Source organism: Glutamicibacter nicotianae, assembly GCF_002797775.1.
Taxonomy (GTDB): Bacteria; Actinomycetota; Actinomycetes; order Actinomycetales; family Micrococcaceae; genus Glutamicibacter; species Glutamicibacter nicotianae.
In genome coordinates, this window is sequence record NZ_PGEY01000001.1 from 3,258,971 (window position 1) to 3,280,861 (window position 21,891).

At 61.2% G+C, this 21,891-nt stretch carries 17 protein-coding genes, 1 tRNA gene, 1 other RNA gene and 1 pseudogene; 7 read left to right on the forward strand and 13 right to left on the reverse strand.

The genetic code is table 11. The features are described 5' to 3' along the window. Positions 1-385: 385 nt before the first annotated feature. From recR to ATK23_RS15195, 5 genes and pseudogenes are all read right to left on the reverse strand, one after another. Positions 386-976: pseudogene (gene recR, locus ATK23_RS15175) on the reverse strand (recombination mediator RecR); the annotation flags it as partial. A gap of 90 nt (positions 977-1,066) precedes the next feature. Next, entirely contained in the window at positions 1,067-4,543 is a 3,477-nt protein-coding gene (locus ATK23_RS15180; RefSeq protein ID WP_083515681.1) for a DNA polymerase III subunit gamma and tau, read from the reverse strand. 12 nt (positions 4,544-4,555) lie between these two features. After that, positions 4,556-5,473 (reverse strand): tRNA glutamyl-Q(34) synthetase GluQRS, encoded by a 918-nt coding sequence (gluQRS, locus tag ATK23_RS15185; RefSeq protein WP_066143754.1) that lies wholly within the window; start codon positions 5,471-5,473, stop codon positions 4,556-4,558. A gap of 28 nt (positions 5,474-5,501) precedes the next feature. Beyond that, positions 5,502-5,598, reverse strand: an RNA gene (ffs, locus tag ATK23_RS15190) — signal recognition particle sRNA small type. A gap of 92 nt (positions 5,599-5,690) precedes the next feature. Then, positions 5,691-7,232, reverse strand: a complete 1,542-nt coding sequence (locus ATK23_RS15195) for an HNH endonuclease signature motif containing protein (protein WP_083515682.1) — start codon at positions 7,230-7,232, stop codon at positions 5,691-5,693. Positions 7,233-7,420: 188 nt separating this feature from the next. Here ATK23_RS15195 and ATK23_RS15200 point away from each other — a divergent pair. Together ATK23_RS15200 and ATK23_RS15205 are read left to right on the forward strand one after the other, a co-directional pair. Next, positions 7,421-7,508: transfer RNA gene (locus ATK23_RS15200), tRNA-Ser, on the forward strand. Between the two features lie 127 nt (positions 7,509-7,635). Then, positions 7,636-8,001, forward strand: a complete 366-nt coding sequence (locus ATK23_RS15205) for a VOC family protein (protein WP_066143760.1) — start codon at positions 7,636-7,638, stop codon at positions 7,999-8,001. A 104-nt stretch (positions 8,002-8,105) separates the two neighbouring features. Here ATK23_RS15205 and ATK23_RS15210 read toward each other — a convergent pair whose 3' ends face one another. After that, positions 8,106-9,146: an isopenicillin N synthase family dioxygenase gene (locus tag ATK23_RS15210; protein ID WP_038993787.1), complete on the reverse strand. Its 1,041-nt coding sequence runs from the start codon at positions 9,144-9,146 to the stop codon at positions 8,106-8,108. Positions 9,147-9,417: 271 nt separating this feature from the next. On the opposite strand from ATK23_RS15210, the gene ATK23_RS15215 reads away from it, so the two are divergent. Both ATK23_RS15215 and ATK23_RS15220 read left to right on the forward strand, forming a co-directional pair. After that, positions 9,418-9,720 (forward strand): type II toxin-antitoxin system VapB family antitoxin, encoded by a 303-nt coding sequence (locus ATK23_RS15215; protein WP_038993786.1) that lies wholly within the window; start codon positions 9,418-9,420, stop codon positions 9,718-9,720. An 81-nt stretch (positions 9,721-9,801) separates the two neighbouring features. Then, entirely contained in the window at positions 9,802-10,422 is a 621-nt protein-coding gene (locus ATK23_RS15220; protein ID WP_066143762.1) for a LytR C-terminal domain-containing protein, read from the forward strand. 4 nt (positions 10,423-10,426) lie between these two features. On the opposite strand, the gene ATK23_RS15225 is transcribed toward ATK23_RS15220, so the two are convergent. After that, the gene (locus tag ATK23_RS15225) at positions 10,427-11,116 is read right to left on the reverse strand and encodes a DsbA family oxidoreductase (RefSeq protein ID WP_066143765.1); all 690 of its coding nucleotides are present in this window, start codon (positions 11,114-11,116) and stop codon (positions 10,427-10,429) included. Positions 11,117-11,239: 123 nt separating this feature from the next. Here ATK23_RS15225 and ATK23_RS15230 point away from each other — a divergent pair, with 123 nt between their 5' ends. Further along, positions 11,240-11,962, forward strand: a complete 723-nt coding sequence (locus ATK23_RS15230) for a YoaK family protein (protein WP_245858457.1) — start codon at positions 11,240-11,242, stop codon at positions 11,960-11,962. 61 nt (positions 11,963-12,023) lie between these two features. On the opposite strand, the gene ATK23_RS15235 is transcribed toward ATK23_RS15230, so the two are convergent. Beyond that, complete coding sequence (locus ATK23_RS15235; protein WP_066143770.1) at positions 12,024-13,430, reverse strand: amino acid permease; 1,407 nt, start codon at positions 13,428-13,430, stop codon at positions 12,024-12,026. Between the two features lie 186 nt (positions 13,431-13,616). Here ATK23_RS15235 and ATK23_RS15240 point away from each other — a divergent pair, with 186 nt between their 5' ends. Then, complete coding sequence (locus ATK23_RS15240; protein ID WP_066143773.1) at positions 13,617-14,183, forward strand: histidine phosphatase family protein; 567 nt, start codon at positions 13,617-13,619, stop codon at positions 14,181-14,183. Between the two features lie 6 nt (positions 14,184-14,189). Here ATK23_RS15240 and ATK23_RS15245 read toward each other — a convergent pair whose 3' ends face one another. The 5 genes from ATK23_RS15245 to ATK23_RS15265 form a co-directional block, all read right to left on the reverse strand. After that, positions 14,190-15,254, reverse strand: coding sequence for an alpha/beta hydrolase (locus ATK23_RS15245; protein WP_066143776.1), 1,065 nt, complete (start codon positions 15,252-15,254; stop codon positions 14,190-14,192). A 133-nt stretch (positions 15,255-15,387) separates the two neighbouring features. Continuing rightward, a complete protein-coding gene (gene aceB / locus ATK23_RS15250) occupies positions 15,388-17,025 on the reverse strand; it encodes a malate synthase A (protein WP_066143781.1) in 1,638 nt (545 codons plus the stop codon). A gap of 80 nt (positions 17,026-17,105) precedes the next feature. After that, the gene (gene aceA / locus ATK23_RS15255) at positions 17,106-18,419 is read right to left on the reverse strand and encodes an isocitrate lyase (protein ID WP_038993781.1); all 1,314 of its coding nucleotides are present in this window, start codon (positions 18,417-18,419) and stop codon (positions 17,106-17,108) included. A gap of 530 nt (positions 18,420-18,949) precedes the next feature. Next, a complete protein-coding gene (locus ATK23_RS15260) occupies positions 18,950-19,552 on the reverse strand; it encodes a HutD family protein (RefSeq protein WP_066143785.1) in 603 nt (200 codons plus the stop codon). A gap of 9 nt (positions 19,553-19,561) precedes the next feature. Next, the gene (locus ATK23_RS15265) at positions 19,562-20,182 is read right to left on the reverse strand and encodes an AAA family ATPase (protein WP_083515684.1); all 621 of its coding nucleotides are present in this window, start codon (positions 20,180-20,182) and stop codon (positions 19,562-19,564) included. A gap of 236 nt (positions 20,183-20,418) precedes the next feature. Between ATK23_RS15265 and ATK23_RS15270 the strand changes: the two genes are divergently transcribed. Further along, positions 20,419-21,882 carry a helix-turn-helix transcriptional regulator gene (locus tag ATK23_RS15270; RefSeq protein ID WP_174520622.1) on the forward strand — a complete coding sequence of 488 codons (1,464 nt, stop codon included), beginning with the start codon at positions 20,419-20,421 and terminating at the stop codon, positions 21,880-21,882. The last annotated feature ends 9 nt before the right edge of the window (positions 21,883-21,891 follow it).

Genomic DNA, 21,891 nt, shown 5'->3' on the forward strand with positions numbered 1-21,891 from the left:
TCCAAAAAAATAGGGTCAGGCGTGGAAAGCCTGAATGGTTGATTGATGTCAACTATACGACGATAGTTGACCTTTATCAACTAAGCGTGTTTCACCGCACATCGCGCTGCAGGAATGGAAAAACGCCCTGCACTCATGCCGGTGAAGCGGTCGAGTGCAGGGCGTTCAAGAACTGCGGGAATTAGTGGCTGCGGCGGCTGTCCATCTCGGGAACAACTGGATGCGACGACGCTTCGCCAGTGTCGCCGGCAACGCGCAGCAGGCGCGGCTCGGAAAGCTGCGCCTTCGGCTTTTCTGCGGCATCCCCGGCTTCTGCCTGCGGTGCTTCCTGCTCGGATTCCTGCTTCTCTGCCTTGAGCCGGGCCGGGCCGGGTGCGGTGCGGCCGGCGGACCGGCGACCTTCGAAGGCGCGGGCCAAGGTCACTTCATCGGCGTATTCCAAATCGCCGCCCACCGGCAGGCCGGAAGCCAGGCGGGTAATGCGGATGCCCAAGGGAGCCAGCGCGCGCACCAGGTACACGGCGGTGGCTTCGCCCTCGAGATTCGGATCGGTGGCAAGGATCAGCTCGGTGATCGAGTCATCGGCCAAGCGGGTGACCAGCTCGCGGATGTGCAGCTGTTCCGGGCCAATGCCTGCCAGCGGATTGATGGAACCGCCGAGCACGTGGTACTTGCCGGAGAACGCCCGGGTGCGTTCAATGGCCAGGACGTCCTTGGACTCCTCCACGATGCAGATCTTTGTTCCATCGCGGCGCTCATCGCGGCAAATGGCGCAGGTATCCTGCTCCGAGATGTTGAAGCAGATCTCGCAGAATTTCACCTTTTCCTTGACCAGCTGGATCGAGGCGGCGAGCCGGGTCATGTCCTCGGCATCGGCATCGAGAATGTGGAAAGCAATGCGCTGAGCCGACTTCGGGCCGATGCCAGGCAAGCGACCGAGCTCGTCGATCAATTCCTGTACAGCACCTTCGTACACGTGCGCCTACTTTCTAGCTTGCTTCACTACCTTGAAATTGTTCCGTGGTACACCCTAGTGTCTCACTCCGACAGCTCGCCGTGGTGCCGGCTACAAGCTGCGTTTGATTTCCACTACATTCCCGTTCACGTCGCGCTGCTCGATGACCATCCCGCCAAGCAGGCGCTCCACGGCTGGAACGCCGATCAGTGCCGAATCCTCGACCTCGATGTCATCGTCGCTGGGGACGAACTCCTCCGGCTCCTGCACCGGGGCAGGATCGGGAGCCGATGCCGGGCCGCCCCAGCCGCGTGCCGACTGGGCAGGCGCTGGCGCGCTTGGTGCGTTCTTCGCCTGGTTCATCAGCTGCTGGTACCGGCTCATGCGGCCCGTGCTTGCCGGTGCCGATGCAGCGGGGGCTGGTTCAGGCTCAGGCTGCGGAGCACCCCAGCGCGGTGCCGCCTGCGGAGCGGGTGCCGGGGCTGCTGGCGAAGGCGCCGGTGCAACCGGCTCCGGGCGGGGCTGCTCCTGCTCGCGTGGGCGAACCTGAGGCTGTGCAGGGGCGGGCGCAGGCTCCGGAACCGATCGCTCTGGAGTTTGCGGAGCCGGCTGTTCTGGTGCATCAACCGCCAGATCCTCGAAGGAATCGGTGGTGCTGTCCGGGTGCAACGGAGTCGAAGACACCGGGCGCGCAATATTCGGAACTCCGCCTTCGGCCTGGCGCGCTGCCATGCCGGCAGTCATCCGGGGCTTGGGGGCCACCGGAGGCCCGTCGAAACTGCGTGGCGCACTGGTTGCCGGGGCGGGCGCCACCGGCTCTGGCTGGGCAGCCGGGGCCGGAGACTGCTGCTGCGGCTGAACCTGCGGTGCCACCGGGACGGAGCCAGCCGGCGAATAGTACGGGTCATCCGGGAACGGCGGCTCGTCGAAATACGGCTCTTCCGCGGGTGGCGGAACGTCATCGTAGGAGCTGGCGTACCCCTCATGGGCGCGTGGCGCAGGTGCGGCTGGTGCCGAGGTCTGCACTGCAGAGGCAGGACGCTGCTGCGGTGCCGGAGCGGCAGCTTGGGCCCGTGCTGCGGCGCGCGCAGCAGCCCCAGCAGAACTTACAGCCTTGGTGAACTTAGTTGGTGCTGGGGTTGGCGCCGGGATTGGCCGGCGCTCACCTTTTGGGGAACCACCACCGTTGGGGTTGGATCCGCCTTCGGTCAGGACCACTTCGATTGGCGAACCTGCGACCTGGGAGAGGACTCCGGTCAATGTATTCATCAAATCCGGCCGGTTGCGCAGATTCACGATGGGGCCGGTGTTGCTGAACGCCAAGGTAAGTGTACGGCCATCGAAGCCTGCCACGGAGCCATAGGTGGCGACCATGGAATGCAGGACACGCGAACTGCCCTGCAACTGCTGCAGAATCGTAGGCCACGCCTGCTGGAACATCGCCACCGGCGAGCCGGCGCCCTGTGGTGCTGGCTGCTGGCCCTGCGGGGTTCCGCCGGGTGCGCCGTGCTGAGGCTGCTGGGGAGACTGCGGCCGTTGTTGCTGTTGTGCTTGCTCGCGTTGTGCTTGTTCTTGTGCGGCGCGCTGTTGTGCTTCGCGTTCTGCTTGCTCGCGTTGTGCTTGTTCTTGTGCGGCGCGCTGTTGTTCTTCGCGTTCTGCTTGCTGGCGCTGGGCATGTTCCTGCGCCGGATGGGCAGCGTTGCGCTGGGCATTCATGCCAGGCTTGCTGGCCTCCGGCGCCTGTTGCGACTGCTGCGGCTGGGCAGGCTGCGGTGCTTGTGCTGCGCGGTTGGCTGCCGCGCGACGTGCGAATTCGGCCATGGCAGGATTCTGCTTCACGTTATCGATGGAGACACCGGTGCCGAACGACAGATCTTCACCACTGGACGGATCAGGAACCAAGCTGAATGGTGCCACGCCTTCCGGACGGGCTGCCGGAATGCTCGGACCAGGCTGCACCTCGGTGGTCACCGAGTAGTTTTCGCCCTTTGGCCCCCAAGTGGCGCCCCAGTCAGCGGCTTCGCCGGTGTTCAGGGAAGCTGCCGCGCCAGGATCCAGCGGGGCATTTGGGTCATCATCAGCCGGCTGCGGCTGCGGCTGCGGCTGCGGTTGTGGCTGTGGCTGTGGCGGCATGGACTGCTGCGGCTGCTCGGTGCGCTGTGCCTGCGCTGGTTCTGCGTGCTGCGCAGGCTGCTGTGCCGGTGCGGGAGCCTGCGCATCCTGCTGCGGCTGAGCCTGGGCCGACTGGACCTGTGGTTCCTGCTCTTCAGCCGGTTCCGGGGCAGCGCCTCGACGGGACTTGGCAGCGGCCAAGGCCTCGCGCACAGCGGCAGCACCCTGACGCGCGGCGCCAGGATTCGGGGCAGCATTCGTTGAGGGTGCAGCACCCTCTGCGTCGTCTTCATTAAGCGCAGGCAGCGCTCCACCGGTCATCGCATGGCGCTCCAGGCGATCTAGACGGGCAGCGAAGGAGCTGTCGGAGTTCTGCGAACCCGGCAGCATCAAGCGCGCCGCCAGCAATTCCAAGTGCAGCCGAGGCGAGGTAGCGCCGGTCATCTCGCTCAGGGCCTTGTTGGTGACGTCTGCCCATCGCGACAGTTCGCCTGCGCCGACCAGTCCCGCCTGCAAACGCAGGGCTTCGAGCTGGTCTTCTGGCACGCCGCGCAAGATCTTCTCAAGGCCTTCGGGCATCGCCTTGGCGATGATCAGATCGCGGAAGCGCTCCAGCACATCTTCAACGAAGCGCCGAGGATCCAGACCGGTCTGGATGATGCGGTCGATCGCGCCGAACAGCCCGGCGCCATCGGATTCGTGCAGCGACAAGGTGACCTCGTCGAGCAGCGTCGAGTGGGTGTAGCCCAGCAGCGCAACTGCGGTCTCGTAATCAAGGCTGCCATCGCGGGCACCAGCGATCAGCTGGTCCAGCACCGAGAGGGTATCGCGGACCGAACCGCCGCCAGCACGGATCACCAGCGGCAGCACGCCTTCGGCTACTGCGACGCTTTCCCGTTCGCAGAGCACTTGCAGGTACGCCAGCAGCGCCTCGGGCGGAACCAGGCGGAATGGGTAGTGGTGGGTACGCGAGCGAATGGTGCCAATGACCTTTTCCGGCTCGGTTGTCGCGAAGATGAACTTGATGTGCGCCGGTGGCTCTTCAACGATCTTCAGCAGGGCGTTGAAGCCTGCCGCGGTGACCATATGGGCCTCATCGATGATGAAGATCTTGTAGCGGTCGCGGGTAGGCGCGAACGTTGCGCGCTCGCGCAGGTCGCGGGCGTCATCGACGCCACCGTGGCTGGCCGCGTCGATCTCGATGACATCCAGCGAACCTGGTCCGCCATTGGCCAGATCCACGCAGCTTGGGCAGGTGCCACAAGGAACCGGAGTAGGACCTTGCTCGCAGTTCAAGCAGCGGGCCAGGATGCGGGCAGAAGTCGTCTTGCCGCAACCGCGCGGGCCGGAGAACAAGTACGCATGGTTGACGCGGTTCTTCTCCAGAGCCGTCATCAAGGGCGCAGTAACGTGCTCCTGCCCGATGACGTCGCCAAACGTATCGGGACGATATCTGCGATAAAGCGCTGTACTCACACCGGTTCCCTATCAGTTTCCTGATGCCCTGGGCATCAGCTGTTGGACAATATTCTCTGGTTCGACGATCCACGGCTCGCGTGGCAGATTCGCCGGATCGAAAGCTTCCAAGGCTGCCTGCAAACTTGTGCTGGGCAAGCCCAATGACTCTAGCAAAACCGCCACAACGTTGGCTGGATGCACACCTTGTTCGGTGATCTCTTCGAGTGTTACTGCGCCATCGCGCTTGGCCAGGCGCTGGCCTTTGGCATTCACTGCAAGCTGGACGTGTGCATAGGAGGGGATTGGGTGGCCCAGAAGCGTTGCCAGATAGGCCTGACGTGGCGCGGAAGAGAGCAAATCATCTCCGCGTACGACCTGGTCGATGCTTGAGAAAGCATCATCGACGACCACCGCAAGATTGTAGGCTGGTGCGCCGTCGTTGCGCACCAGGACAAAATCATCAACCGCGCCGGTGTAGTCGCCGAATAGTTCATCGTGAACGGAAAATTCGTTCACTTCTGAACGCAGGCGCAAGGCGGCCGGGCGGTTCTGCGCTTTGGCCGAGCGCTCGCTGGCGCTCAGATTGCGGCAGGTTCCCGGGTAGGCACCGGGCGCAGCATGCGGAGCGCTTCCGGCTTCGGCAATATCCTTGCGCGAGCAGTAGCATTCGTAGACCAGACCGCGCGCTTTGAGCCGCTCAACGGCTTCAAGATATATCGGAAGGCGGTCGGACTGGCGGAGCATGTCACCGTCGAAGTCAATGCCCAAGGACGCTAGCTCGGCAATCTGGGTGGCTTCGGCGCCGGAACGAACACGGTCCAGGTCCTCAATGCGCAACAGGAATTCGCGTTGCGTGGAGCGGGCGAAAAGCCAGGCGAGAATTGCCGTGCGCAAATTGCCAAGATGGAGCGGCCCCGAAGGGCTAGGGGCGAAACGGCCAGCGCCCACGTGGACTCCATTCGGCTTGCGTAAGAAAGTAAAAGACCCCTCATGCACCTGCCAGAGCCCATCTACCCTTGCTACCTTCCGGTCCTGGGGGAGTTCAACAGGATGACACCACACGAGGGGTCACCCAAAATACTACCTGAGGTTGGCGCTTGGATAAAATCGGCAGGCGTGCGCTTGATCTCAACTGGCCAATCCTGAGCAGGGTTGCTGTTAGTTCTCAGGCGGTGCTTTCTTCAGGCGGTTCTAACCAGCCAAGCACGCGGCGAACACGGTCATTGAGTTCGATGGTCGGCAGCATGGGCGTTTGCTCTTTCTCGAAATCGAAGTTCTGCACGCTGGTGACGCTGCCGGGAAGCTCAACGCAGATCATGCCGTTGGGGGACCGCCAGTTCACCGAACCGTCCGGAAGGTATGTCGCCTGCCACCCCAGCACATGCTTGAACATCTGGTGCCGCTTGCACAATAGATGAGTGTTGCTCCGGGTGGTATGCCCGCCCTTGGCCCATGCATCGATATGGTCTATCTCAGCTGATTCGGCTGGCCGATTGCATCCTGGGAATCTGCAAGCCACATCTCGGCTCCGCAGCAGATCACGCAGTGCCTTCGACGGACGGTACTTTTCGCGGCCGACGTCTATGGCCGCCCCGGACCAGGGGTCGGTGAGCACCTTGATGAAAGACGGGGCATCCTTGGCAATCAGCAGTGCCGTCCCTACGGGGATGGGTCCGTAGCCTTCGAGATCCGCCAATGCGCGTTTAGGATCAGCGAGCATTTCCAGGGCAGGAATCGTGACAGCGACACGGGCTTTCAGCGGGGTCCCTTCGGTTGCCGGCCAGCCATCGAGCAAGGCATCGCAGATAATATCCAGCCGTCGTTGCTGTTCGGTCCGGTGATCAGCTGGATCAGCATTGCGTACTGCATGCCAATTGACCGTATTGATGATGGCCAATGCTTTTTCTGCTGGCAGGTGGAGTTGGATGACACTCATGCCATTGGCCTCGTGCCAATAGATGACCTTGCGGTCCTCTGCACTTTTTTTGTGGCGTTCCTCGATCGGCTTGGGGTGCAGGCGTTCATGCATTTTCCGAGCGCGTTGGGCAACTGCGGAGTCGGTGGCCTGCCGAGCTATCGGCAGCAAGGTTTGCTGCATCAGCTGCACATCCTCGGGTGCTAGATCCTGGGAGTGCTTGACGATCTCTTGCGCGGATCTCGTCGTGATCTCGCCGACGCTCAGCGCGTCCAAGATATCTGGGCAAAGATGGCGCAGCCCTTCGGCAAAGAATAACTTGTCCTGGACTTTCCTTTCTGAGGATCGCAGGGCCACCGCTGCTTCGGCGACAAAAGATGAACGGATCAGCGATTCATCGGAACGATTGACGCCGTAGAAATATGCGGATTGATCTTCAACGGGCTCTTCAATTTCCCCAAGGTCATCCAGCAGAGGTTCTTGGGATCCCTGGCTGACTGTCTCGGCAACCAAATATTCGTAGCTATCGGCCAATACTGCTGCCTCGGCAGCATCGAGCATGCTGTGCAACCGTGCAATGGCCTTCAGCCGTTCCAGCCCTTGGGCGGAACTTGTGACCGGTGGCTGCTCGTAGAGGTGTGTGGCGGTGGCGGCAATCTGGGTAAAGAGATTGTCCTTATCCAGGTTCGCTGCCCAAAGCCCGTCAATTCCGGGGATGCGCCTTGTCCCCGGAGGGCTAATGGGCAGCCGCCGAGGATCATCTTGGCTGTGAAATGCCTCTCTTTTACTCATGCTTACAGTATCGGTCTGTTCAAACTGCGGTTTTCAAAGAAAGAATCGAGGTGGTGAAAAGGTGAAATACCGCCGAATTTCAGGGGTTTGGCACCTTGGAGATGCTCCGGGGATCGTCGGGGGAGTGCTCGATTCGTGATTGAGCGAGAATTTAGATATGCTGGATCCTGCTCCTCGGAGCAAACTGAGGAGGATTCGCCTAGCGGCCTATGGCGCACGCCTGGAACGCGTGTTGGGTTAACGCCCTCAGGGGTTCAAATCCCCTATCCTCCGCCAATGTAATGTCTCGGGACATCGTACGAACGATGTCCCGAGACATTATTTTTTTGCTTGCCGGCATTGCCCGAATCTGAGGGGTAGTATCCGTGGCAACTGTTTAGCAATCTTTCGACAAGGTAAGACTATGGCAAGTGTATTGAGCGAGATCGCTGTCGATTGCGCCACCCCGATGCTGGTGGCCAGGTTCTGGTGCGAAGCACTGGACTTCGAGGTGCTGGAAGAAGAAGCCGGATTGGTCAGCATTGGATCCGAAGCCCAAGGCGAGCACGGGTTGAAGCTGACGTTCGCTCAAGTGCCTGAAGCCAAGAGCGTCAAGAATCGCCTCCATCTGGATCTGCGTCCTCAAGGCTCCAGCCAGCAAGAAGAAGTCGACCGTCTCCTTGCCTTGGGGGCCAGCTATGCCGAAGTGGGCCAGCAAGAGGACGAGAGCTGGATCGTGATGGCTGATCCTGAGGGAAATGAATTCTGCGTGCTTTCAAGCCTTGAATGAGCAAGCCGCATTAATGACCTGTGGCGCCGGGTCGGCAATTTCTCACCGGCTCGACGCCAACAGGATTCGCGGTTGGGCTCCTGATCCCCGCAGGAGCTCAATGCCTAGGCGCTCTTGCGCCCTTTGGCCAGCTCCGGGTAGTGGATGGCCGCGGTCTGCGGGTGGGCTCGCAGCCAGCCCTTGAGCACGTTTGCGCCATAGGAAGCCAGCATTGGATTCTCTGGATCATCGGAAACGCCACGGGCGTCGGCAGCCAGGTCGGCTGGCAGCTCGACTTTGTCGATCACTGCATCCAGGCGAGGGGAGTAGAAGAACGGCACCGAGTAGCGGTCTACACCGGCTGGAGGAGCAATGACGCGGTGGATGGTGGCCATCAGGTAGCCATTGGTGGCCACTTCAAGCATTTCCCCGAGGTTCACTACCAGTGCACCTGGGGTAGGCGGCACCTCGATCCACTCTTCCTGGCCGTAGGGCTGCACCTGCAGGCCTCCAACCTGGTCCTGCAGCAGCAGGGTGACGAAGCCGTAGTCCGCGTGCAGGCCAACGCCCTGGTTGCCCGACTCCGGGACAACGTCGCCCGAAACGTAGTGCACCAGCTTGCCCATCCATGACGGGGTATCGGCGAATGGCTCATCGAAGTGGTCTTCGGGCAGGCCCAGGCCTACGGCGATGGCCGAAAGCAGCTCGTGGCCGGTCTTGTTCATCAGTTCGGCCCACGCCATGGCGCGCTCTTCGAGCTGGGGGAAGTCTGCAGGGAACTGGTTAGGGCCCTGTAGGTTCAAATACGGCTTGTCCTCGGGAACGACGCTCAGGGTCTCGCGTTCCGGTCCGTAGTCAATCTGCTCGCGGGCGTCGGCGCGGCCGCGGGTGATTTCCGTGCCCATGCGGGTGTAGCCGCGGAACTGGGCGCTGTTGCGGTTATCGAGCTTGACCTTCTGCTCGACCGGCTTGCGGAAGAACTCCGCGATGGTGTCGAGCAGCTCCTGGTCCTGGCCGGCGTACGCGCCGTAGCCGACGATCTGGAAGAACCCGACGCGGTGTGCGGCATCGCGAAGCGCGGTTACGAATTCCTCGTTGAAGGAGCCGTCAGCATTGCGCGCGGTAGAAATATCGAGCAGTGGGATCTCGGTGACTACGTTATTCATAAACCTAGAGTGCACCTTATGACGCGATTGTTACTAGCTAAAGTTACGCCCGGTTCCCCCACGTTTCCCGCAGCGTAACAATCCTTGCATTTTCCCATTGCGTGCCCGATTATTCGCATTCACTTGTATTATGTTCCCGGCGTTCGGGGGCCGAGCCCGGGTGCTGGCGGCCAGCCCGCACCGCCTTCGGAACCGGTGTCTCCCGCAACCGCGAACCCCTCACTGATCTGGAAATATGGGGCTCGCAAGAGTTTGTCCGTATGCTTGAATAGTGATTTTTCGAGCGGTCGGTGAGGGCCGGCCATACCCAGACCACGGCTATTCGTCGACGCGTGATTGGAGCGGCCTTCCCCCTCAGCAGGTGAAGTTGGCCGACCTGGTCACCACCAAAGCGACCCTGGATCTTGAAACATTGCTCTCCGAGGATTCCACCTTCTACGGCGACTTGTTCCCGCACGTGGTGCGCTATCGGGGCGTGTTGTATCTGGAAGACGGGATGCACCGTGCGCTGCGTTCGGCGCTTCATCATCGCTCCGTAATACACGCGCGCGTATTGGATCTGGACGCCAGTTAGATAAGCTAGCGCCACGAGGATGACGATGAGGTCTCCTTCAGGCCAGCGGCTGCCGAAGGCTGACCAGAGCAAGGTGGAATGATGCGTGATCGCGATGATCCGGGGCAATGGCACGGTGCGCATATTGTCGACGAGCAGGAATTGAGTTTCAGCTCGGATGGACAAGCAAAGAAGCGTGCCCGCAGACGCCAGCATATTGTTTTCTCCGTGATGGCCCTGCTGGTGATCGCGGTACTGGTCGGCGCCGTGCTGGTTTTCAATGGAACGATCAAATTGGGTGCCGAACCCGCCGCAGTTGAGAGCCCGGAGCCAAGCGAAGCAGAAATCGAGAATCCAAACTGCCCGGCCATCGACTTCAAGTACCAGACGCCTGCAGAAGTAGAAATACGCGTGCTGAATACGACCAGCATTCCAGGGCTTGCCGGTGACACCGCCAAGGCACTGGAAAAGCGCGGCTTCAAGATTTCTTCGCTGACTTCCGGGTGGAAATCGCTCTCCGATACCTCCGGTGCAGTCATTGCCGGACCTGATGGCTATGCCCAGGCATTCACCGTGCAGCGCCAGATCCCCGGCATCGTATTCATCTACGACGAGACGAAGTGGGGAAGCCGGGTGGACCTGGCGCTGGGGGAGAAGTTCGAAGGCCTCGTAAAAGAACGCAAGCTCGATACTTCGGATGGCAAGCTCGTCTGCGCTAAATAGCCCGCTACCGGCTCTGCACGTTTCCGGAGTGGACCTGGGTCAGGGCGTTGGCAAAGACCTCGGCTGGCTGCGCGCCGGAAATGCCGTACTTCCCATCGATGATGAAGAAGGGGACTCCGCTGATTCCCAGCTCACGGGCCTGGGCGATATCTGCGTTGACTTCTTCGGCATAGGCGCCGGAAGCCAGATCTGAGCGGAGTTCGCCAGTATTCAAGCCTAGCGATCCGGCCAGCTGTAGCAGGGTTTCTTCATCCCCGGTATCCAGGCCTTTTTCGAAGTGCGCAGAAAGCAGCGCTTCCTTCATTTCGCTTCCAGCGCCATGCTGCTTGGCATATTCCAGAACTCGAAGCGCGGTGAAGGAATTAGCGACCTTCAGATTGGCGAAGTCGTAGTCCAGGCCTTCGCCAGCTGCCTGGGCGGTGACATGATCAAGCATCTGGGACACCTGATCCTGGCCCAAGCCCTTCATCTTGGAGAGGTATTCGGCTTCGCTGCCGTCGTAGTTCTCTGGCAGGCTTGGATCCAGCTGGTACGAATGCCAGTAGACGTCCACGTTCTGGGAGTATTCGAACGCTTCGACACCCCGCTCGAAGCGGCGCTTGCCGATGAAGCACCATGGGCAGGCAATGTCGGAGAAGATATCGACGCGGATGCGCTTTTCTTCCAGGGATGGGGCAGCAGTATTTTCACTCATGCTTGAGGTAACAACTTTTGCTCCCCGGGCATTCCGCATCCGTGGTTGCCGACTCCGGCTAGAGATAATGGGAGGGTTCCTGCGGAATGGGGACAACGGCGATGGCGAGAGAAAGCGAGACAGGTGGCAAAGAATCTTCGATGGCGCGGGATCCTGTTCGCCGGGACGATTACGGCGATGGCAGGGTTCGTCGATGGTGTCGGATTCGTGCACTTCGGCGGCTACTTCCTGTCGTTCATGTCAGGCAACTCCACCCGTTCCTCCGCAGCTCTGATGACAGGAGATTTTGCCGGATGGGCCCTGGCCATGTCACTGGTCGGCTGCTTCGTTGGCGGCGTCATCCTCGCAACCCTGCTGACTCTCCGGCTGGAGAAGCTGCGCCGGCCAGTGGCCATGTACTTCAGTGCGGTACTGCTGCTCGCTGCGGCCATTTCAGGGCAGGCCCTGCCGCAGCTGACGGCGCTGCTGCTGGCCGCCGCCATGGGAGCGGTGAATGTTTCCTACACCCGTTCGGGCGAGGTTGCCTTGGGCCTGACATATATGACCGGCACATTGGTCAAGCTCGGCCAGGCGTTGGGCGGAGCAATCATCGGGCTGGCCACCGGCTCGGATCGTGGCGGCTACCGAATGCTATGGGCACGCTACGCACTGCTGTGGCTGATGATCACCATCGGATCGCTGGGTGGCGTCCTGGCCTATCTGCGGCTGGGTTTGGGCAGCCTGTGGATAGTTGCTGCCGGCATGCTTGCTTGGGCAAGCTTGGCGCTAATCCAGGAGCAGCGCGCATCCAAGGGCCCGGATGCTTCCCCGGGACCGCGGAACGGATCCCTGACCGAGATCGAGTAAGAAGAAAAAATATGCTTGGCTTTGCTATATGCGAAGCCAAGCATATTTTATTTCTCGGTGGTTAGCCCAGCAGCGAGTCGCTGTCCTGCTTGACCGGAGCCGCAGGGCGAACCAGCAGCTTGAAGAGCACGGCCAGGAGTACGAGCCAGGCGATGCCGGTGTACAGGGCTACGCGTGTAGCCGGGCTCAGGGCCAGGAGCACAACGACGAAGACCATGAAGGCTAACGCGATCCACGCGGCTACGGTACCGCCGGGCACCGCATACTCGCGGGCAACACCCGGTCCACGGCCCGCCGCGGCTTCCTTGCGCCGCATCGACAGGTACGAGGTCAGGATCATGATCCACACCCAAACGGTGGCGAAGGTGGCGATGGAAGCGATGATGGTGAAGAGCGCTTCGGGCAGCAGGGCGTTGAGCACCACGCCGACCAGCAGCACGATGGCCATGACGACCACGGTCATCCATGGCACGCCGTTGCGGGAGATCCGGCCGAACGATTTCGGGGCATGGCCGATTTCGGACATGGCGAAGAGCATGCGTCCAGCGCCAAAGGTATCGGCGTTGATCGCCGAGACGGCCGCGGTGATCACCACGGCATTGAGCACGTGGGCCGCGGCCGGGATGCCCAGTCCGTCGAAAATCTGCACGAACGGCGACGCCGAGCCGTCGATCTGGCGCCAGTCGAAAAGCATCATGACCACTGCCAGCGAAGCTACGTAGAAGAGCAGGATGCGCCACGGCACGGTGTTGATGGCAGCCGGAACCGACTTGGCCGGATCGTCAGCTTCGCCTGCGGTGATGCCGATGGTTTCAATGCCGCCGAAGGCGAACATCACCACGGAGAAGGACAGCAGCAGGCCCACGAAGCCATTGGGGAACAGGGTGCCGGCGCTCATCAGGGTGGCGAAGCCGGTAGCCGTTTCGGTCTCAGGGGAATTGAAGCCGAAGATGATCAGCGCCGCGCCGCCAACGATCATCGCGATAATCGCGGTCACCTTGACGATGGCCAGCCAGAATTCGGTTTCGCCGAAGACCTTCACCTTCATCAGGTTGATCGCGGCGATCAGCAAGACGATGGCCAGGACCCAGATCCACTGCGCGACCTGCGGGAACCAGAATCCCATGTAGATGCCGAACGCGGTGACATCAGCAATCGCGACAATGGCCATCTCGAAGGCGAAGGTCCACCCGGTGACAAAGCCTGCGAAGCGGCCAAGGTAGCGCGAAGCGTAGTGAGCGAAGGATCCGGACACCGGATGCTTGACAGCCATCTCGCCCATGGCGCGCATCACGATGAAAACGGCAGCGCCGCCAATCATGTACGCGAAGAGAACGGCAGGGCCAGCAGCCTGGATGGCAGAAGAGGAGCCGTAGAAAAGGCCCGTTCCGATAGCTGAGCCGAGGGCCATGAAGCGGATGTGGCGGGCAGTCAGCCCGCGGGCGAGAGACGCCTTTATTTCGTTCACGATAGTAATGCTCGGATCCTGTAAGGGGTGCGTTCGATGGGGCGGGCCCGTGCAAATGGCAGGGCGCAGCCGTGAAAATCTTATGTGTTCCCAGGATTTTTGACGCACTTAAGTGTTGCAGATCTATCGTGAGCTTTGCCACCAGCCAGTACACGGGTCACTGGACAGGGTGGAAGAATGAGGCTCATGAAACTTGGATTCGTCCGCCACGGACAGACGCAATGGAATCTCGAAGGCCGCTTGCAGGGTTCAAGCGACATCCCCTTGAACGACACCGGGCGCGCCCAGGCCCGCGAGGCCGTCTCCGTGCTGGAGCCCGGCCAGTGGGATGCCATCGTCTCCTCGCCGCTGTCTCGTGCGCGCGAGACCGCGCAGATCATCGCCGACGGGCTTGGTCTTGAATTGGGCCCGAGCTATGACTTGCTGATCGAGCGCGACTACGCGCAGGGCGAGGGCATGGTGGAAACCGAGGCGCTGGCTCTGTGGCCGGATAAGCACGGCGGCGGAATCGAGCCGCTGGATTCGGTGGTCGAGCGCGGATTGCGCGCCATCGAGCAGATTGCCGCCGACTACCTTGGCAAGAACGTCGCGGTGATCTGCCACGGCACCATTATCCGCTACACGCTCTCGCACTTCGCCGGCTACAAGCTGGACACCATCCACAATGGCTCGGTAGCAATCATTGGCAATGAGTCCGGGTCCTGGCAGCTGGAACTGGTCAACGACCAGGTGCCCAACCGGGTGGCGGGCTAGGCCATGCTAGCTGCCGGAAGGAAGGATCCGGCGGATTGCGGCGGCCAGCTGCGAATCCCGTTGGCGGTTCTTGACCACCGCCAGCCATGAACCCAGCGCCATGTAGGCCTTGGAGCGGATCTTCGGCGACGAGAGGAACACATCGTGCAGCGCGCCGGGCAGGCGCACCAGATGCAGTTCCCGGCCCAGATCAATGCTGCGCTGGGCAACGACCTGCACATTCAGCGCCACATCGGCGCGGGTAGCGGTGTCATGCCAGCGGGGCAGCAGGTAGTCTTCCGCCGAGAGCATCACCAGCGTGGGCATTTGCAGGTCCAACCCCTTCTTCACCTTGGCTTGCGCTGCGAAGACCGCAGAAATGAAACCTGCGGTGAGCTTGAAGCCGTTGGCTGGACGCCAGCCCAGGTCGTAGTCCCATTCCCCGGAGAACTGGCTGGAGACCGTGCGGGTGTAGAACCCGGGGTCCACGGTGGGCAACAGGCGGTGCGGGTTCCGGTTGCTGGCAGCCTGGACGATCCGGGCCAACGCGGTGCGCCCGATCTCGCTGGCCTGGAATTCCAGCCACGGGCTGTTCAACGCCAGCGCATCGACCGTCTGCGGGTTGGCTGCCGCATACAGTGATGCGCTGAGCCCGCCGGTGGAATGGGCGAGCAGCACGAAGCGGGTTCCCGGATGCGCGCTGGAAATGATCCGATGGGCCGCGTCGAACTCCTCGAAGTACTCTTCCAGATCGGTGGTGAAGCCGGGGCTGCTGTGCTCGGCGATGCCCGTGGCCCGGTCCAAGGGCAGGTTCCGCCCATAGTGGCGCAGGTCCAGGGCGTAGAAATCCGCGCCGGCCTCGGAAAGGAACTCGGCCAGCTCGGACTGGAAGAAGTAGTCGGACCAGCCATGCACATAGAGCACCGCGATTCCGCGCAACGGAGGCGGCCAGCGCAGCGATCTGCGCGGACGGTGCCTGACCAGAGTCGCGGTGGAACCATCGGACATCGGCAGCGGCCGTTGCGAGAAATCCTCGCCAAGCAGGTCTGGCTGCCACAGGTCCTCGGCCGGGTTCTTGAACTGGAAGGCCATGGGTATAGCGTATCCACTTTTGCGCACGAAAAACGGCACTCACCCGTTGGAGCGGTTGCCAACTGGTGAATGCCGTTTCCCGCGGCCGGTGTTCAGGGACGACTGTTTCTTGCCGGCCAGGTCTGGCGGTTGCCTAGCCTGCCATTTCCAAGGTGCGCGCTGGTGCGTCCAGGTAGCGCAGGTAGGCGTTCTTGGTCAGGAAGGTCGGGAAGTCGTCGCGCAGTGCGCAAGCCTCGAAGATCTCCACAGCTTCCTCGAAGCGATCGCCTTCGAAGCGCTCCAGGGAATCCATGGTTTCCTCCGTCAGTTCCTGCACCCAGCGGCGGGTGATGATCTCGCCCTCGTCGGTGATTGCCGACTGGTGGATCCACTGCCACAGCTGCGAACGGGAGATCTCCGCGGTGGCGGCATCTTCCATCAGGTTGCGCAGGGCCACCGCGCCATTGCCGCGCAGCCAGGACTCGATGTAGCGGATGCCGATCTCGATGTTGTCGCGGATGCCGCGTTCGGTGATCTTGCCGGTCACGCTTTCCACGTTCAGCAGGGCAGCACCCGACACCTCCACATCTTCGCGGGTGCGCTGCAACTGGTTGGGGTTCTCGCCCAGCACCTCGTCGTACACCTCGCGGGCCACCGGCACCAGGTCCGGATGGGCCACCCAGGAGCCGTCGAAACCGTCAGCGGCTTCGCGGGCCTTGTCCTCGCGGACCTTGCCGAAGGCCATCTCGTTGATCGAGGCGTCCTTGCGGTTCGGAACGAAAGCGCTCATCCCGCCAATGGCCGAAGCGCCGCGGCGGTGGCATGCACGCACCAGCTGCTCGGTGTAGGCCCGCATGAACGGTGCGGTCATGGTGACGGTGTCGCGATCCGGGAAGACGAAGCGCGGTCCGCGGGAACGGAAGTTCTTGATGATCGAGAAGATGTAGTCCCAGCGTCCTGCATTCAGCCCCGAGGAGTGCTCGCGCAGCTCGTAGAGGATTTCCTCCATCTCGAAGGCTGCGGTGATGGTCTCGATCAGCACGGTGGCACGGATGGTGCCGCGATCGATATCCATCAGGTCCTGGGCCAGGTTGAACACGTCGTTCCACAACCGCGCCTCCAGGTGGTTTTCCAGCTTCGGCAGGTAGTAGTACGGACCGCGTCCGGCGGCCAGCAGACGCTTGGCGTTGTGGAAGAAGTGCAGCCCGAAGTCCACCAGCGCACCGGACATCGGCGTGCCGGCAACCAGCAGGTGCTTCTCCGGCAGGTGCCAGCCGCGAGGGCGGACCACGATGGTCGGCAGCTGCTTCAAGTCGTAGGTGTTCAGCTTGTACTCGCGGCCATCAGGTGCGGTGAAGTCCAGTTCCTGATCCAGCACGCGGATCAGGTTGACCTGGTTCTTGATGACGTTTTGCCAGGTCGGCGAGGATGCGTCCTCCATGTCGGCCAGCCAGACCCTGGCGCCGGAGTTCAGCGCATTGATGGCCATCTTGCGTTCGATCGGGCCGGTGATTTCCACCCGGCGGTCTTCCAGCCCCGGTGCAATCGGGGCCACCTGCCATGATTCATCGTCGCGGATTGCGCGGGTCTCGTCCAGGAATTTCGGATCGCGGCCGTTGGCAATGCGGGCCCGATTGACCTGGCGGCGCTGCATCAGTTCGGCACGGCGCGGTTCGAATGCGGTGTGCAGGGCCGAAAGGAAGTCCAGGGCTTCGCTGGTCAGGATCTGCTCCTGGTAGCGAACGGGGGTAGCGGTAATGGTGATGTTGTTCAGGGTGATGGGGGAGTTCATGGCAGCGTCCTTAAAAACTTGTAAATGGTGTTGGTGCTAGCCGGCGCCTTTGCCGGCTAGCACCATCGACCCATCAGGGTCTAATGGAATTGGCCTTCTTCGGTGGATCCCACCAGGGCCAGGGTGGAGGCGTTGGGATTCAGCGCCGTGGAGATTGCATCGAAGTAGCCGGTGCCGACTTCGCGCTGGTGCTTGGTGGCGGTGTAGCCGGCAGCCTCGGATGCGAATTCGCGTTCCTGCAGCTCGACGTAGGCGCTCATGCCGTCCTTCGCGTAGCCCTGGGCCAGATCGAACATCGAGTGGTTCAAGGCGTGGAAGCCGGCCAGGGTGATGAACTGGAAGCTGAAGCCCATGGCACCGAGTTCGCGCTGGAACTTGGCGATGGTTGCGTCGTCCAGGTGCTTCTTCCAGTTGAACGATGGCGAGCAGTTGTAGGAAAGCATCTGGTCCGGGAAGTCCTTCTTGACCGCTTCGGCGAACTTGCGGGCCAGCTCCAGGTCAGGGGTGCCGGTTTCCATCCAGATCAGATCCGAATACGGTGCGTAGGCCTTGGCGCGGGCGATGCATGGCTCGATGCCGTTGCGGACCTTGTAGAAGCCTTCGGGGGTGCGCTCGCCGGTGATGAATTCCTGGTCGCGTTCGTCGACATCCGAGGTGATCAGCGTTGCCGCTTCGGCGTCGGTGCGGGCGATGACCACCGAAGGGGTGCCAGCCACATCGGCAGCCAGGCGGGCCGCGTTCAGGGTGCGGATGTGCTGCTGGGTCGGGATCAGCACCTTGCCGCCGAGGTGGCCGCACTTCTTTTCGGATGCCAGCTGGTCTTCCCAGTGGACGCCCGAGGCGCCGGCGGTGATCATGGATTTCATCAGCTCGTAGGCGTTCAGCGGGCCGCCGAAGCCTGCCTCGGCGTCGGCGACGATCGGGACCATCCAGTCCTCGACGGTCTGGATGCCTTCGGAGAATTCGATCTGGTCGGCACGCTGCAAGGCGTTGTTGATGCGGCGGACAACCTGCGGCACCGAGTTCGCCGGGTACAGCGACTGGTCCGGGTAGGTCTGGCCAGAGAGGTTGGCATCTGCCGCCACCTGCCAGCCCGAAAGATAGATGGCTCGCAGGCCGGCTTTGACCTGCTGCACTGCCTGGTTGCCGGTCAGTGCGCCCAATGCGTTGGTGTAGCCGCCGGTAGGGGTTTCCTCGGTGAGCTGCTTCCACAGCTTCTCGGATCCGCGCTTGGCCAGGGTGTGCTCTTCCTGGACCCGGCCCTGGAGCTTCACAACGTCTGCGGCGCTGTAATCGCGGGTGACGCCGGCCCAGCGGGGGTTGTTTTCCCAGTCGGTTTCGATGGCTGCGATGCGGTTGTCGATCGAGGTTTCGTTGGTGTTCTCGGTAGTCATTGCCTTGGCTCCTTCGCACAAGCTGCGGGTTCATGTTGATCGGAAGGTGATCTTGTGAACTTCTTCGTGACAACTACTTTTCCGCAGGGGTAAGGGGTTCACCAGAGGTTTTTTGAATTAAGATTTGCGGTTCTTCGCGAAAATGAAAATTTTCGGGTTCTTGCGGTGTTTGTGAGCCAAAACATGGAAAGTTAGTGAAAGTGACCGATTCGGCTGCGAAGAAGAATGAAATTTAACTCAAATCTCGGGCAGCTGAAGGGTGAAGGGCCTCTCAAAACGGACCTTCGCAGAAGCCCATGAATCGCCGGTGAGCTGGCATTTCCGGCAATCCGCAGGTGCTGGCTCGCCCATTAGGTCGCCGTGGAACGAGCCAGGAAATGTGAAATGTTCGAGTTTCGGACGGGTCGCGGTCGCTGCCGGGTGAACAACCGGGATTGCTGTTATGCCCAGGCATTGCTGGCCGGAACAGCGAATGGCGGGGCGCGAAGATCTACGGATCTTGCGAAAACGGATGCGAGCGCCGGAATAGGCTAACGCTGGTCGAAAGAGGCTACGGCCATGAAACCGCGGCCCGAGATGCGTGGTTCAGCGGCATCGGAGCCTACGACGGTGTCGCGCAGATTCAGCTGCTGTTCGTTGTCGCCGAGCAAGAGCTTGGCAGAACCTTGAACCATGATGCCCAGCTGCCCGTCAAAGAGGTACTGCTCGCGTTTCTTGGACAGTTCCACAATGCGAACGGTGGCCCGCACCTGCGCCGGTTCGGCAGCCACGTGGACGATGAGCAATTCCTCGGTGGGCTGGCTCGCCTCGACGGGCTTGCCGGTGTCGAACTTCAGGGGGCGCAGAGGTTCCAGTCCGTGCTGGTGCCCATCAACTTCCAATTGCGCGAAGTCGCCGGCGATCAAGGTGAACACTTGAGCCGAAAGCGCCGGCGTGAAGCTTGCGGCTTTCTCTATGGAACGAATCGACAGCTGCCAGGTGGCTTCGTGCAGGCTGCTGGGCTGCAAAGTTCCGTCCTGCGCCAAGGTGCCGCTGGCAATGAGCCGGACCTGGCCCAGCTCCCACTGCTTCTTGGTGCTCTGCGCCAATTCGAGGATGGAACCTGGTGCTAGAGATGCCTGTGCTTCGCTCATAGGATGAGTCTACTTGCCGGCGATCATGCGAAGCTGTTCAACCAATTGAGGTGTGGGCATCGAGGCATCAAGGATGATCCAGCCATGATGTTGCGCCAGGCGGAGGTATTCAGCTCGGCTCGCTTCAAGGTACTCCAAGCTCTCTTCATCTGTGCCGCGGGTATTGATTCGCTTGAAGGCAAGGTGGGGATCCACATCGAGCAGGACAATTCTCGCCTCCTCGGTACTTTTCCGGGCAAGCCAGGGCAGGAGCAATCCGTCAGGATGTCCACGCAGGCGCCGCAGCGCCAGCTGGCAATAAAGGTGGCGGTCCATCACGCTGAGCCCGGGGGAATGCGCGGCAATGAACGTGTTGCGTGCAACGTTGAAGCAGCGGATGGACGTTTCGAGGAAATCCTGGATGAAGGTCGGGAAGGCGATTCCCGCCGCGCGGGAGAATTTGGTCAGCCAGCTTCGGGCGGCGACGTTTGCGAGCTTGCGTGCTTGAATGCGTTCGTTGCGCAACTGATGCACCAGGGCATCGATGCTGGTGCTCTTGCCTGCGCCATCCGTTCCGACGATGACCAATGTTTGGGGTGGGTCGTGGGCAGGGCTCGTGACGGGTAGCGGGCTGGTGGAAATTGCGTGCATGCTGCTCCTCGGAAAGCGTCTTTGAAGTTTCAACGTGTGTGCGGCAACGATGATTCCGCGGAACGGCTGTGTGTTTGATGAGAGAAGCTCGTCCCGGCATGAAAGAAGAACTGGAAAGTTTTGATGCCGAACTCAGGATGAGTCAAAGAATTAACGTCAAAAGCAGGAAGATCTGGAAAATTTCCTGGTTCTTGGCCTAATCTTGATATGTGACTGCAACCACATGGAATCGCTCAGTGAACTCAGCGGGCAACGACGCTGGCAGCGAAGATACGGAACTCGACTCCATCGCCCTAGGCCGGAGAATCCGTTTTCTGCGCAAAAGTAAGCAACTGACCTTGGATGATGTTTCGGCCCTGGTCGATACCGCGCCGAGCCAACTGTCGTTGATTGAAAACGGAAAGCGCGAACCGAAGCTCTCTTTGCTCAAATCCTTGGCAGGCGCTTTGGGAGTCGGCGTCGATGATCTTCTGGGGACCGAACCGCCATCGCGACGCGCTGCCTTGGAGATCGAATTGGAACGTGCCCAGCGCGGCCCCTTGTACGCTTCCTTGGGATTGCCGACTGTGCGCGTTGGCGCACGCCTGCCGATGGATGTTCTCGAGTCGTTGGTGGGTTTGCAGAATGAATTGGAACGCCGTTTGAATGAGCAGGCCGCTACCCCTGAGGAAGCGCGGCGGGCCAATACCGCGTTGCGCCATGAGATGCGCCAGCGCAATAACTACTTCAAGGACATTGAGCAGGAAGCCGCCAAAGTCCTCGCGGCAGTTGGGCACGATGCAGGCCCGCTCTCGCATCATCGAGCAGCGGATATTGCCGAGCATCTGGGATTCAGCCTGCGCTTCGTGGGCAATCTTCCGCATTCCACGCGTTCGGTGACTGATCAGAAGAACAAGCGCATCTACCTGACCCAGACCAACCGCTCGGAACATGATCCCCGCTCGGTGCTGTTGCAGGCGCTAGGGCATCATGTATTGGGGCATAAGCCGCCAACCGATTATTTCGATTTCCTCTCGCAGCGAGTGGCGACCAATTATTTTGCAGCGGCATTGATGATGCCGGAGAAGTCCACGGTGGAGTACCTGCGGCGCGCCAAAGACAATCGTGAATTGGCCGTCGAGGATCTGCGCGATGCCTTCGCCGTGTCCTATGAGTCCGCGGCCCACCGCTTCACCAACCTTGCCACCGAGCATCTGGGAATGACCTGCCACTTCCAGAAAGTCCACGAATCAGGCATTCTGCACAAGGCCTATGAAAATGATCGGGTGAATTTCCCGGCCGACCACACCGGTGCCATTGAAGGGCAGACCATCTGCCGCTATTGGACAAGCCGAGTGGTGTTCGAGCAGATGGACAAGTTCCGCTCCTTCGAGCAGTACACCGATACCGTCAATGGAACCTTCTGGTGCACCGCACGCACCGAGCGCCACTCTTCGGGACTGTATTCATTATCCATTGGCGTGCCTTTTGAACACGTGAAGTGGTTCCGGGGACGCGATACCAAGGAACGCTGCCAGTCCACCTGCCCAGACGAGAATTGCTGCCGCCGACCACCTGCCGACCTGTCCAGCCAATGGTTCGGCAATGCGTGGCCTGCAACGCGTGCCAATACGCACCTGCTGGCGGCCATGCCGACCGGTGCCTTTCCCGGCGTGGATGAAACCGAGGTCTATCGATTCCTGGAAAAGCAGGTGGACTAGGGCTGCTGG

Bases quoted from the DNA above. Each gene is read 5' to 3' on its own strand.
- ATK23_RS15195 (WP_083515682.1), bottom strand. From the start codon at position 7,232: ATGAGTAAAAGAGAGGCATTTCACAGCCAAGATGATCCTCGGCGGCTG.
- ATK23_RS15205 (WP_066143760.1), top strand. From the start codon at position 7,636: ATGGCAAGTGTATTGAGCGAGATCGCTGTCGATTGCGCCACCCCGATG.
- ATK23_RS15210 (WP_038993787.1), bottom strand. From the start codon at position 9,146: ATGAATAACGTAGTCACCGAGATCCCACTGCTCGATATTTCTACCGCG.
- ATK23_RS15220 (WP_066143762.1), top strand. From the start codon at position 9,802: ATGCGTGATCGCGATGATCCGGGGCAATGGCACGGTGCGCATATTGTC.
- ATK23_RS15225 (WP_066143765.1), bottom strand. From the start codon at position 11,116: ATGAGTGAAAATACTGCTGCCCCATCCCTGGAAGAAAAGCGCATCCGC.
- ATK23_RS15240 (WP_066143773.1), top strand. From the start codon at position 13,617: ATGAAACTTGGATTCGTCCGCCACGGACAGACGCAATGGAATCTCGAA.
- ATK23_RS15245 (WP_066143776.1), bottom strand. From the start codon at position 15,254: ATGGCCTTCCAGTTCAAGAACCCGGCCGAGGACCTGTGGCAGCCAGAC.
- aceB (WP_066143781.1), bottom strand. From the start codon at position 17,025: ATGAACTCCCCCATCACCCTGAACAACATCACCATTACCGCTACCCCC.
- aceA (WP_038993781.1), bottom strand. From the start codon at position 18,419: ATGACTACCGAGAACACCAACGAAACCTCGATCGACAACCGCATCGCA.
- ATK23_RS15260 (WP_066143785.1), bottom strand. From the start codon at position 19,552: ATGAGCGAAGCACAGGCATCTCTAGCACCAGGTTCCATCCTCGAATTG.
- ATK23_RS15265 (WP_083515684.1), bottom strand. From the start codon at position 20,182: ATGCACGCAATTTCCACCAGCCCGCTACCCGTCACGAGCCCTGCCCAC.